Raw genomic sequence first — 12,440 nt, 5'->3', positions numbered from 1 at the left:
ATTAATAAGAAGAACAGTGATGAACCATGTCTATAAGCCGAATTCTGTAACTCGCCATAGGCGAGCGGCAGTTATTTATCTAGCCACGATATTACTATCGTGGTCTAGCGGTCTACCCGAAGGCACTGAAAGGCGAACAACCTTTTCCTGGCAAATAGCCAGGAGTCCTTCTGCTTGACCTTGCACCAGGTGGGGTTTGCCGTGTCCTGCATTTCTGCAGGATCTCGTTCATCACGAGACCTCCGGTATTACTACCGGAGCGGTGAGCTCTTACCTCGCCTTTTCACCCTTACCCGGCTTAGGTAAGCCTGAAGCTAAACCTAAGGCCAGGCGGTATCTTTTCTGTGGCACTTTCCGTAGCTTGAGACTTTCGTCTTCAAGCCCCCGGGCGTTACCCGGCACCTTGTTCTGCGGTGTTCGGACTTTCCTCCCCCCGGTATTTTATTACCGGAGAGCAACTGCCCAACATGATTCATCAACTGTTCTTCTACTTCCATTTTATTATACATTTTTTTCAACTGCAACAAATATAATAAATTATAGATGAGTCTGCATCTTAAAATTTTGTGTGGCTTTATTATCCCGCAGAATTGTTTTTGTTTCAAAAATTATTGAAAAGTATAGTCTATAAACTTTAATATTAATTATGGAAAAATTTTTCCACTTGTGAAGAAATTAACTTTTTTAATAATATTTCGATTATAAATCAAACTTGAGTTAACAAAAAATATATTACAGAGTACTTAAAATGAAAAAATTAACACTCGATATTTTTATATCTGCAGCAGAAGATTCAGAATTATCTGAATATAAATTGCTTGCAGCTCTAAAAAATTATAAAGAACAACTTCATAAAAATAAATTGTATCCAGTATTCGGTGAACTTGTAGAATTAAGTAATGAACTTAGAGATCTTCTTGAACAAAGAAATAATCTTAAAAATATGTTATCAAAAAAAATTGTTGGAGTTGACTTAGAAAATCAATCTTTGATTTATGAATATACTTCAGAAAATATAAGCGAAGATAAGTTATCAAAAATATTTGATTTTATTGAATGGGCTCTTCCTAAAATTAAAGAAGTGGTTGAAGAAGGTGCAGCTATTTATGATTTTGTTGAATCAAATATGAATATAAAAGAAATAGGAATTGTTCCACTTTATAAAGATGAAGGTTATTTCTTTATTCCATCTCATGCAGATAAAACAACTTTCATTTATAAATTTTTATTATCGAATATTGTTACATCAAATGTTCCATTTAAATCACTGAAAACTCAATTATTGGAATCAATACATGAACCTCCAGCAATAATTCCACCAGAGACAATTAAACTTGATTTAATTAAAAAGTATCCTGAACTTCCCAATCCAGCAACTTATAATCTCGAAACAGATATCGATTTCCCATTCAACGAAACAGTTTTGCCTGTGGCAAAAAGAAAATTGATGAGATTTCTGGCTGCTTAAATTCAATGTTAATTTATTCTACATAAACTCTCGGAACTCTTGTATTAATATTCGTCAGGATTTCATAAGGGATTGTTCCTGCCCACTCGGCAAGTTCTTCTACTGTAATTTTGCTATTACCATTAGAACCAATTAAAATTACTTCATCACCATTATAAGCACTATCGTTTTCAATATTTACAACAATTTGATCCATTGAAATTGTACCAACTACGGGATATCTTTTCCCTCTAATTATTACTTCTGCTTTATGACTCATACTTCTCATGTAACCATCACCATAACCTACAGGTACAGTAACTGCTCGTACATTATGATCAGTTTGCCAGGTTGAACCATAACCAACTGGATGATTTGGTTTTATTACTTTAAAATAAATTACAATTGATTTCCATGTGAGTGCTGGTTTAACTTCAACTGTTTTTTTTGTTTCAGAAGATGGATAAACTCCATATAACATTATTCCAGGACGCACCATATCAAAATTTGCTTCTGGCATTTGAAGTATAGCTCCAGAATTTGAAATATGATAAAGTGGTTTTTCAACAAATATTTTTTCTGCATAATTTATTACTTCCTGAAATCTTTCTAACTGCAATCTTGTATAACTTAAATCTGCTTTTTCAGAATTAGCAAAATGAGAATAAATTCCTTCAACAATTATGTTTTTCATATTAACAGCTGCATCTAAAAATTTTTTTGCATTGTAATAATGAACGCCTATCCTTTCCATTCCAGTATCAATTTTTAAATGAACCTTAGCTTTTACATTCATTTGATTTGCAATTTCATCTACTTGATTTAATTTTTCGATTGAAGAAGCTGTAATGGTTAAATTGTGTTTTAAAAAAATTGGAATTTGATTTCCCCAGATACCACCAAGTACAAGTATTGGTAATGTAATCCCATTTTCTCTCAGTAAAATTCCTTCTTCTAAAACAGCAACACCAATATAATCTGCTTTTAATTCCTGCATTAATTGAGCAATGCGAACAAGTCCATGCCCATATGCATTGGCTTTGAGAATAGGCATTACTTTAGCTGGATATACATGCTCTTTAATTCTTTTGAAATTTTCTCGAAGGACATTTAAATCGATGACTAAATGTGTTGGTCTTATTATTTCATCTATACTGATTACTGGATAATTATTATAATTATTCATCTTCATAATTGTTTTTTACTTTGCTAAAATAAGATTTTATTGGAGAACTCGTTAATCAATTTTGTAAATTTAGTATCGAAAACTTCTATTAATAATATTAATGGGAAAATTATGTTTGATAATACAAATTATGTTGAGATAATTGGCTACCTGGCTTCTGTGCTTGTAGCAATTTCCTTAATGATGAGTGCAATTGTTAAGCTGAGAATAATTAATTTAATTGGCTCACTTATTTTTACTGTTTATGGAATCATTATATCAGCTTATCCTGTTGCTCTGGTGAATGGTTTTATTGCTGTTGTTAATATTTATTATCTCATCGAAATTTTTTCTACCAGAGAATATTTTGATATTCTCGAAGTTGAACCGAACTCAGAGTATTTAAAATATTTCCTTTCATTTCACGAAAAAGAGATTAAAAAGTTTGTACCCGATTTTTCATTCGAAATAAAAGAAAATGATAAAGTAATTTTTGTTCTTAGAAATTCTGTACCAGCAGGATTGGTCTGTACTAAAAGTATTGATAAAGATACATTATTTGTCAATCTTGATTATGTTATTCCTGGTTATAGAGATTTTAAGATTGGTAAATATGTTTATCAAAAATTCTTTAAAGAAAATAATATTAAAAAAATTATTACAACATCTGGCAATAAAACACATCAGAAGTACTTAAGAAAGATGGGTTTTATAAAAACAACTTATGAATCCAGCGATGTTTATTTATTAGAATTCAACTGAAAGAAGAAAGATGGATTTAAAAATTTTATATGAAGATAATAATATAATTGCAATTGATAAACCAGAAGGGATTTCTTCAATTGCAGAAAGTGATCCAGCTAAACGGAACATCCATTCGATTTTGCAAAAGTTAATCGGTCAAAAATTATTTGTTGTTCACAGACTCGATAAAGATGTAAGTGGAGTGATGTTATTTGCAAAAAATTTAAACGCACATAAATATTTAAATGAACAATTTATGAATTATAAAGTACGTAAAACTTATGTTGCAGTTGTAATTGGAATAATTGAAGAGAACTATGGTGTAATTAATAAACCAATTCGACAATTTGGATCTGGAAGAATGGGTGTAGATAAAATTAAAGGAAAACAAAGCATTACGAATTTTAAAGTAATAGAAAGACTTAATTCATTTACACTATTAGAGTTACATCCAGAAACAGGAAGACGACATCAATTACGAGTTCATCTTTATAGCATTGGACATCCTATTGCAGGCGATTTGCATTATGGTAACAATTCAATTCAGAAAAATTTTTCTCGACTAATGCTTCACGCAAGTGAAATTGAATTTTTTGTAGATGAAAGAAATAAATTAAAAATCGTATCTGAATTACCTGAATCTTTCACAAATGTTTTAAACGAAATTAAAATGGGGAATATATGCTTAAACGATTTTTAAAAACACAGATTAAAATTATTTTATTTGTCTTTTTGTTTTTAAAATGCTCAACTGTTGAAAAAGATTCCCTTGAAGAAATAAAGAATTATAATCTCTCAGATCGATTTTTTAAAGCCAGTGTAAAGAATATGCATTTTCTAATAGAAACTCGTTCGCCAGAAGAACTTAATTTATTATTTGAACAATGGATTAAAGCGAATAATATTCCAGTGGATGCAAGTGGATGCAAAGATGGTATTTATACTGGAGAATCTCCTTACGATGCTTATGATTATAAACACGTTGTAAAAATCGAAATTAAGAACGAAAAGATTATTAAAATAGATTACGATGAAATTAAGAAAGGCGGAAAAGGTAAAGAAAATGATATTGAATATAATGAAGAAATGAAAGTAACAGGAACATCACCTTCAATTGCATATCCTTCATACGAAAATCAGATGCTCGAAAAACAAAATATTATGAAAGTTGATGCTGTAAGTGGTGCTACTTATTCTCTATATAGATTTCGATATGCACTTTCAATTGCATTGATGAAAGCAAAATTAGAAAATAGATAAAACCAAATCTGTTTTGGTGGAATTGATAAAATTGAATTACTGCTGAATTTAGAAAAGCTGAATATTTATATAAGAAATTAAATGATGGGAATAAAAAAGCTCCCGCAAATGCGAGAGCTTGATGTTAGTAAATTTATTTAATTACTTTTACATCGGTAGCCTGTAAGCCTTTTTGACCTTTTGTAATAGTAAATTCAACCCTATCATTTTCAGATAAAGATTTATATCCATCACCAGTTATTGACTGGAAGTGAACAAAAACATCTTCACCATTTGACTGTTGAATAAATCCATAACCTTTTGAATTGTTAAACCATTTTACGGTTCCTAATTTGCGCTCTGCCATAACAGATGCTCCTTTAATTTAATTTGATAAAATTGGCAGGGCTTTAAAATCGTTGGAAGGGTTACTTCTACATCTACTTCTAAAACTACTGCCTTTCTAAAACAAACATAGTTATAATAAATTGAATATCCTAATTTTTTGTAAAAATATTTTTCGTGTTACATTAATTTTAATCAATAGTAATTAACTATAAAATTGAGATAATTGAAGACATTAACCGGAAGAAGTAATCTTAATACTATTTAAAAAAGTTTCGGTTCTTATCATATTTAAATTTTTGATTTATTTTGAATTTATGATTTTTTATTCTTCTGAACTTTTCAATAGTTTATAAACCTGTTATTCTAATAAGCTGATTATCTTCTAAACTCCTTCAACTATTAGTTTTTGTTGACTTGTTTTGTAATTAATATTCTTTGATTTCTTTTTAATAATTGTAAGTATTCTTTCTATCTTAAAATTCTTATTTAAAAACAATAATCTCATTGTTTTAATGATATTTCTACAGAGTTATTAGAAATTATATGCTTTTTCTCATAAATTATTTTAGAACTTCACGAAAAGAAATTTTATTTTAATATTAACATTCTTCAGGAGTTATTATGAAAAAAATAGCAATATTAGTTTTACTATTTAATGTGATAATCTTTGCACAATTAAAAATTCCATACGAACGATATGTTTTATCAAATGGTTTGAATGTAATATTGCATGAAGATCATACTACACCCACAGTTTCTGTAAACACATGGTATCATGTTGGTTCTGCTTATGAAAAACCCGGTCGTACGGGGTTTGCTCATCTTTTTGAGCATTTGATGTTCGAAGGTTCTGGTCATGTAGCAGAAGGTGATTTTGATAAATTGCTTGAAGCTGCTGGAGGAGAAAATAATGGTTCTACAACAGAAGATAGAACAAATTATTATGAAGATATACCATCTAATGCTCTTGAACTTGCATTGTATCTTGATTCTGATAGAATGGGATTTTTGCTTGATGCAATGACTCCAGAAAAAGTCGATGGCCAGCGTAATGTAGTTAAAAACGAAAGAAGACAAAGTTATGAAAATCGTCCTTATGGACTGGCATGGGAAACAATTTATAAAAATCTCTATCCTGCAGGTCATCCTTATAGCTGGCCTGTAATTGGTTCGATGGAAGATTTGAGTGCAGCAAGTTATGAAGATGTGGTTGAATTTTATAAGACTTATTATGTGCCCAACAATGCATCAATTGTAATTGCAGGAGATATTAACCCGAAAGAAACAATTAAACTTGTTGAAAAATGGTATGGAAGTATTCCATCAGGTAAACCTGTCCCACCATTAAATCCAGCTGCTGCAAAATTGTATGAAGAAAAAATTGTTATTCTTGAAGATAATGTTCAACTTCCAAGAATCTATATGGCATGGATTACACCTTCAAAATTTTCTCCAGGTGATGCAGAGATGGATATTCTATCAAATATTTTAACTGGAGGAAAAAATTCTCGATTATATCAACGACTTGTTTATGAATTGCAAATTGCTCAGGATGTAAATGCATTTCAGAATTCAGGTAAACTTTCTTCTCAATTTTTTATAATTGCAACAGCACGAGCTGGACATAACTTAACAGAAATAAAAAACATTATTCAAGAAGAAATTGATAAACTAAAAAAAGAACCACCAGGAGAAAGAGAACTTAAAAGAGCAGTTAATCAAATTGAAGCATCCTTTCTTGATGCTTTAGAAAGAGTCGGTGGATTTAATGGTAAAGCAGATTTACTAAATTCATATTTCTACTATGCAGGTAATCCAGATTATGCAAATGAAGATTTAGCTCGTTATAAAGCATTAAGTCCAGAAGATATTCAATCAGCAGTTCAAACATATTTATTAGATAATGCACGTGTTATCTTAAGTATTGTGCCTAAAGGAAAAACAGAATTAGCAGTAAAATCAAATGCGGAGGTAAAATGAAAAATATTTTTAAATGGATAAGTTTTTTGTTCTTAATTATCATTTCAATAAATGCACAGGATGTTGATAGAACAAAACCACCAGAATTGCCTCCGCCAAAATCTTTGAGTTTACCAGAATTAATAAAATTCGAGTTATCAAATGGATTGAAAGTTGTTTTAATGGAAAAGCATAATGTACCTTTAATTCAACTTAATGTTATAGTAAAAGCTGGAACAGTGAATGATCCGCAAGGTAAAGAAGGTCTGGCGAATATAACAATAGATATGCTTGATGAAGGAAATGCAGGCAAAACAGCTCTCGAAGTTGCAGATGAAATAGATTTTCTTGGAGCTTCAATTTCTACAAGAGCAGGTTTACATTTCTCGGGAATTTATCTTCATACACCTGTTTCAAAATTTGATGACGCTCTAAAAATTATGAGTGATATAGTTTTAAAACCAGATTTTCCCGAAAATGAATTAAAGAGAAAAAAGAAAGAATATTTAACAACTATTTCTCAATGGCACGATCAACCCACTTCGATTGCAAACATCGCTTTTAATAAATTCTTGTTTGGTGAAAATCATCCTTATGGAAAAATATCGCTTGGATATGAACATTCTATAAAAAGTTTTACAACAGATGATTTAAAAAATTTTTATGCCAAATATTTTAAAGCAAACAATGCCTTTATTATAGTTGTAGGTGATATTAAAAAAGATGAATTAAAAGATAAACTGGAAAAGGTTTTTGGAAAATGGCAAAAAGGAAAAGTAGAAAAAACAAATATTGATGAACCAGAACAAGTTAAAGAAAGAATTGTTTATTTAATTGATAAACCTGGCTCTGCTCAATCTGTAATTTACATAGGAAGAGTTGGCCCAAAAAGATTAACTGATGATTACAATGCAATAATGGTGATGAATACAATTCTTGGTGGTTCTTTTACATCAAGATTGAATAATAATTTAAGAGAAGAACATGGTTATACTTATGGTGCAGGTTCGAGATTTGTATTTAGACCAATAGCTGGAAGTTTTTTTGCTTATTCTTCAGTTCAAACAGATGTAACAGATAAAGCATTGATGGAATTCTTTAAAGAATTAAATGGAATTCGTGAACCAATTCCAGATGATGAATTAAATAGAGCTAAAAATCTTGTGGCTTTGAGTTATCCACAAAATTTTCAAACAGTTTCTGAAATTGCATCTCAAATAGAGGAATTAATTGAATATAATTTACCGGAAAGTTATTTCAATGATTATGTGAATAATATTCTGAATGTAAAAAACAATGAAGTTAATTCTGCTGCAAATAAATATATTGTTCCAGAAGAAATGATTGTTGTAATTGTAGGCGATAAATCAAAAATTGAAGAAGGTATAAAACAACTCAATCTTGGTGAAATAAAGAATTTAAAAATCGAAGATGTTTTAGGTAAAATTCCCGTTCTGGAAAATTAGTTTATATGAAGTAGAGGCAATTCTAAATTGTCTCTACTTTTCTTTTTCAAGTGCTTCAAAGTATTTTCTGATTAAATCTTCATAATCTTTTTTGTAACCTTCACGCATAGCTTTTTGCAATTCGTCTCGAAGTTTATTTTTTCTTTCTTCTTTAGATAAAATTAAATCTGGTGGCGAAGTTCTTTTAATATCTTTTCCTGTTACTGATTTTCTTTGTTTTTCATAATCTCTTTCGTTAATTGATCGTTGTGCATCAAGTAATCGAGATAAAATTCTTTCCTGTTGCTTAATTAATTCATCATTTATTTTTTCGGTTTCGAGATTGGTTACAACTTCTTTCATATCTTGAAGAATCTTTTCGAGATTTGTAGCAAGACTTTTTGATTTTCCTGCTTGCTGTGCTTCTTTATTTAATTGCTCAAGTGATTTTCTAATTACTTCCTGTTCAGCTGCAAGTCTTTTAAGTTGAGATAACATTTCCTGAGAAAGCTTTCCTTGATTTAAAATCTGAGTTAACTGATTTAAATTCATTTGTTGTTTTGTAATTTGTTGCAATTGCTGGAATAAAGACATCATACCACCGCCCTGTCCACCACTCATCATTTGTTCCATACCACCTTTAATCAAACTTGCTGCTTCATTTAAATATTCCATTGCTTTATTTTGAAATTGAGATGCAACTGCTCCATTTCTATTTTGTAATGAGTTAATTGATTTTTGCATTTCAGAAAATGATTTACCAAGTGCTTTCCCCATTTCGGGAGTAATTGCAAATGTTTTTTGTGAAAGCTCTGTCATTTTATTCAGAATTTTACTCAAGTTATTTTGAAGTTCATTCTGTTTTCTTGAATATTTTGTAAACTCGTTAGAATTGTAATTTAATTTTGAAGTCTCATTTTTCAATTTTTCCTGCATATCAGAAAGTGTAAGCAAATCATCAAGTATTTTCATCATATCATAATAAGTTCTTAATTGATTCATTTGTTGCATTGCAGATTGCAGATTCTGAAATTGACTTTTCATACTTGACATATTTGATGATAATTGTTGTTGTTTGGTAATGGCATTCATCTTTTGCATTTGCTGTAAATTTTTCTCTGCTTCTCTGGATAATTCCTGATTGTTTTGTTTTTCAAATTCATCTAAGGCTTTTTCAAGTTGATCAAGTGGAAGATCTTTTAATTCTTTCATTTTATCATCGAGCTTTTTCATCTCTTCTTCTAAGTTGTTTAATCCTTTTGTAATATCTTCCTGTCGAGTAACCAATTCGTTTCTTCTGGCTGTATCAGATAAATTACTTTGCTCTGTTTTATTTTTTAGTTCTTCAATTTTTTTAGTTAACTCTTCCGTTCTTTTAAGTAACTCATCTATTTTTTGTTCAATCTGTACTCTCTTTAATAGATTAATTGTTCTTTCAAGACTTTTTTTGAAATATTCTTCGTTTGCTTTTAGTTCTTCTAAAGAAACCTGCACATTATCTCTCATCAAACTTTGTAAAGTTTCCTGCAGTCTTTTGAATGCTTCTTTAAGTTCGTCACTTGTCATCTCATCTAATATTTTTTGCAGTTCATTATATTTTTGCAAAGTTTCTTCTGATAGTAAATTATTTTGTAAAAGATTATTCTGCATCTCAGCTAATTTTTGTGATATTTCTTCTGCTTTTTGCATCAAGTTTTTAAATTTATCAATAGATTTTTCAATTCGTTCTTTTTCTTCCCAGCTTATTTCTCTTCGATTTTGTTTTAAGTCGTAGCTAATCTTTTGCAATTCATCTTTTAATTGCTCTGCTTCTTTAAGTGTTTTCTCTAAATTTTCTATTGCATTTTCCTGTGAATTTTCAGCTTCTGCAAATAATTCATCAATAGATGGTATTTGAATTGTATGAATTTTTGTTCTGGATGATTTAGGTCCACTAACAAAATCATTATCAAAAACTTCGAGATAGTAAGAAACAACTTCACCTTCTGCCAGCACAAGTGACGATAAATCCCACGTATAATAAATTTCATCTTCTTTCTTATCTTTATTAAAATGTAATGCTAAGCTGGAATAATTTTCTGCAGGCTGGCGATATTTTGAAGAAGAGATTCTATAGTGTAAATATAATTTTGAAAAACCATAGTCGTCCTGAATTCTGGAAACAAGTGAGATTTTATCGCTATTAATTTTGATATTTTCTTCTGGCGAAAGCAATTCAATTACTGGATAATCATCATTTATTATTTTGATTGAATAAGAAATTGGATTATCATTTGGTATTCCTTTTTCATCCTGTATTATGATTTTATATTTTGAATCTCTGTAAATATTAAATTCAAAAGAAGCATTATCGTTATTAGTTCTCATTTGTTTTGATGTGGTATCATCAAAAACTATCATTGCATTTTTTAAAGGATGAGATGATTTAATAGAAAGTTTTACTTTGCTACCTTTCAAAGCATTGATGTTGCCATTGTCTAATTGAGTTGTGGTTGAAATTTTTGAATAAGCTGGTGGAATAATAATTACTTCAAGCTTTTTAATTACAGGTCTGTTCAATACAGAAATTTTATATATATCACTTTTAATTCCTTCAGCAAATGCATAGTATTCAAATGAATTTTTAACAGAAGTAAATTCGTAGTGGAAAGTTCCTGATGAGTCAGATAAAACTTTTTTATTTATAAAATCGGTTTCATCTTCGTATTTAGTGGCAATAAAAATTTCGTTTGGATTAATTCCAATTGTTTTAATCGTAATTAGAACATTATCTCCTTTCGTAATTTCTTTGTTGCCAGGATAAATTTCAAAATAAAATTTTGGTGGTGGCGAAAAGTTTTTGTTGTAGTTTAATATTCGATAGAGTGCAAAATTTAATTCGGGAATAAAAATTAAAGGTAGCAATGTAACCGAGATAAGAATTAATGTGATTCTCAATAATTTTTTTGTAGATGAGAAATCTACTATTGAATTGAAATTCAAGTCCTTTGTTTTGATATATACATTTTCGAAGGCTGCATTAACTAATTGACTTGAGTGAAGTTTATCTGGTTGTTCTTTTAATTGCAATACATTTGCAAGTTCGTCTTTAATATGTTCGAAATGGGTTCCAATTTTTTTAGCAATTTCGATGTAATTAATTTTTTTAATTGTTATAAAAAATTTGATAATCTTATAAGTGATAAGTATAAAAGAAATTACTATTGCAGAAAGTAGTAGATAGAATAATATTGTTCTAAAAGTGGTATTAAATTTTCCGATGGTTTCAAGAAGATAAATTAAAAGAAATAATAAAGAAAAGAGAGAAACTAAAGAGAGTAAATAGTTAATTAGTTCTTTACATTTTTCAAGAACGAAAAATTTTTTAATTCTATTTTTTAATTCATATAAGTTTTCGGTTATCATTTTCAATTCGAATAATTTTTAATTCATTAAAGCCCAGACAACAATATTAGTTCCAAATTTAAGTGCTTCTTCTCTTTTTTCTGGTGGATCTTTGTGAACATCTGGATCTGCCCAGCCATCACTTGGATTACTTTCGTATGTATAATAAACACATAATCGACCATTTACAAAAATTCCGAATCCCTGTGGTGGCTTATTATCATGTTCATGAGTTTTAGGTGGTCCATTATTAAAATCGAAAACACAATGATAGATACCATGATTAAATGGTAATTCAACCAAATCTTTATCGGGAAAAACTTTTTTAATCTCTCTTCTGAATGCTTTATCCAGTCCATAATCGTCGTCAACATAAAGAAAGCCACCACTTTCAAGATAAGTGCGAAGTTTTTTTGCTTCAGATTCAGTAAATACAACATTGCCATGTCCTGTCATAAATAAAAATGGATAGGAAAAGATATTTCCACTGCTCAAATCAACAAACTCGTAGACTGGATTTGTTTTAATATTTGTATGCTGTGCAATGAATTTTAAGAGATTAACTTCTGCAGAAGGATCATTATACCAATCACCACCACCATTATATTTTAATCTACCAATCTTAAAACCAGTTAAGTCCTGTGCTAAAATTATATTTGCAAAAACTAAAAAGCTTATTATGTATTTCATTTAAGTATCTTTATTCTTT

General features: G+C 29.5%; 10 protein-coding genes and 1 other RNA gene. 6 read left to right on the top strand and 5 right to left on the bottom strand.

Annotated features, from left to right (window positions below; all coding sequences use genetic code 11):
• Positions 1–17: 17 nt before the first annotated feature.
• Positions 18–474: RNase P RNA component class A (gene rnpB / locus VJY38_RS12985), an RNA gene on the bottom strand.
• Positions 475–748: 274 nt separating this feature from the next.
• On the opposite strand from rnpB, the gene VJY38_RS12980 reads away from it, so the two are divergent.
• A complete protein-coding gene (locus VJY38_RS12980; RefSeq protein ID WP_353681151.1) occupies positions 749–1,468 on the top strand; it encodes a hypothetical protein in 720 nt (239 codons plus the stop codon).
• A 13-nt stretch (positions 1,469–1,481) separates the two neighbouring features.
• Here the strand turns inward: VJY38_RS12980 and alr are convergent, their stop codons facing one another.
• Positions 1,482–2,633, bottom strand: coding sequence for an alanine racemase (alr, locus tag VJY38_RS12975; protein ID WP_353681150.1), 1,152 nt, complete (start codon positions 2,631–2,633; stop codon positions 1,482–1,484).
• Positions 2,634–2,744: 111 nt separating this feature from the next.
• On the opposite strand from alr, the gene VJY38_RS12970 reads away from it, so the two are divergent.
• The 3 genes from VJY38_RS12970 to VJY38_RS12960 are packed head-to-tail and all read left to right on the top strand — an operon-like array spanning position 2,745 to position 4,616.
• Positions 2,745–3,374, top strand: coding sequence for a hypothetical protein (locus VJY38_RS12970; RefSeq protein ID WP_353681149.1), 630 nt, complete (start codon positions 2,745–2,747; stop codon positions 3,372–3,374).
• A 10-nt stretch (positions 3,375–3,384) separates the two neighbouring features.
• Positions 3,385–4,056 (top strand): RluA family pseudouridine synthase, encoded by a 672-nt coding sequence (locus tag VJY38_RS12965; RefSeq protein ID WP_353681148.1) that lies wholly within the window; start codon positions 3,385–3,387, stop codon positions 4,054–4,056.
• Positions 4,038–4,616 (top strand): FMN-binding protein, encoded by a 579-nt coding sequence (locus VJY38_RS12960; RefSeq protein ID WP_353681147.1) that lies wholly within the window; start codon positions 4,038–4,040, stop codon positions 4,614–4,616. Before VJY38_RS12965 ends, VJY38_RS12960 begins: the two co-directional genes overlap by 19 nt.
• Before the next feature lie 133 nt (positions 4,617–4,749).
• Here VJY38_RS12960 and VJY38_RS12955 read toward each other — a convergent pair whose 3' ends face one another.
• Positions 4,750–4,962 carry a cold-shock protein gene (locus VJY38_RS12955; protein ID WP_353681146.1) on the bottom strand — a complete coding sequence of 71 codons (213 nt, stop codon included), beginning with the start codon at positions 4,960–4,962 and terminating at the stop codon, positions 4,750–4,752.
• Positions 4,963–5,564: 602 nt separating this feature from the next.
• Here VJY38_RS12955 and VJY38_RS12950 point away from each other — a divergent pair.
• Positions 5,565–6,923, top strand: coding sequence for a M16 family metallopeptidase (locus tag VJY38_RS12950; RefSeq protein WP_353681145.1), 1,359 nt, complete (start codon positions 5,565–5,567; stop codon positions 6,921–6,923).
• Positions 6,920–8,368 (top strand): M16 family metallopeptidase, encoded by a 1,449-nt coding sequence (locus tag VJY38_RS12945; RefSeq protein ID WP_353681144.1) that lies wholly within the window; start codon positions 6,920–6,922, stop codon positions 8,366–8,368. The genes VJY38_RS12950 and VJY38_RS12945 overlap by 4 nt, the downstream gene beginning before the upstream one ends.
• A gap of 33 nt (positions 8,369–8,401) precedes the next feature.
• Here VJY38_RS12945 and VJY38_RS12940 read toward each other — a convergent pair whose 3' ends face one another.
• Complete coding sequence (locus VJY38_RS12940) at positions 8,402–11,752, bottom strand: DUF4175 family protein (RefSeq protein WP_353681143.1); 3,351 nt, start codon at positions 11,750–11,752, stop codon at positions 8,402–8,404.
• Positions 11,753–11,770: 18 nt separating this feature from the next.
• Positions 11,771–12,421, bottom strand: a complete 651-nt coding sequence (locus VJY38_RS12935; protein ID WP_353681142.1) for a DUF4159 domain-containing protein — start codon at positions 12,419–12,421, stop codon at positions 11,771–11,773.
• Between the last annotated feature and the right edge of the window lie 19 nt (positions 12,422–12,440).

The sequence above is a fragment of the Rosettibacter firmus genome (assembly GCF_036860695.1).
Classification (GTDB): domain Bacteria; phylum Bacteroidota; class Ignavibacteria; order Ignavibacteriales; family Melioribacteraceae; genus Rosettibacter; species Rosettibacter firmus.
Note: the sequence above shows the minus strand (reverse complement) of the source record. Positions and strands in the feature narration are given on the sequence as shown.